This is a genomic window from Agrobacterium sp. MCAB5 (genome assembly GCF_052114365.1).
Taxonomy (GTDB): Bacteria; Pseudomonadota; Alphaproteobacteria; order Rhizobiales; family Rhizobiaceae; genus Agrobacterium; species Agrobacterium tumefaciens.
In genome coordinates this window covers 1-524 of sequence record NZ_JBFREP010000193.1, presented here as the reverse complement: position 1 = coordinate 524, position 524 = coordinate 1, and the positions used below count along the sequence as shown (strand labels likewise).

At 59.9% G+C, this 524-nt stretch carries 1 protein-coding gene; it reads left to right on the top strand.

Annotation, left to right across the window (positions count from 1 at the left end; all coding sequences use genetic code 11):
* Positions 1-524: aldolase (locus AB4Z23_RS28170; RefSeq protein WP_441361268.1), on the top strand; the 524-nt coding region annotated here is incomplete at both ends.

The following is a 524-nucleotide window of genomic DNA, read 5'->3' as shown; positions in this document are numbered from 1 at the left end:
GCCTTGAAGAGGGGATCTGCAATCATTTCTCCGCCGTCGTGCCCGGCCATCCCGACCTCTTCATCGTCAACCGCCTCGGCTGGGCGTTTCAGGAGGCGACTGCCTCGTCATTGCTGATCTGCGATTTCGAGGGCAATGTGGTTGCCGGGGATGGCGTTCCGGAAGCAACCGCCTTCTATATCCATGCGCGGTTGCACAAGATGGCGCCGCGGGTGGGGGCCGCCTTTCACACTCATATGCCGAACGCTACCGCCCTCAGCATGGTGGAAGGCGAGCCATTGGTCTGGGCAGGCCAGACGGCACTCAAGTTCTACGGCCGCGTGGCGGTCGACGAGAACTACAACGGCCTTGCTCTGGACGAAAGCGAAGGCGACAGGATCGCCTCCGTCCTCGGCGACAAGGACATCCTGTTCATGAAAAACCATGGTGTGATGGTCTGCGCACCCAACATCGCCGAAGCCTGGGATGATCTCTATTATCTCGAACGTGCTGCCGAAGTTCAGTTGAAGGCAATGGGTTCCGGC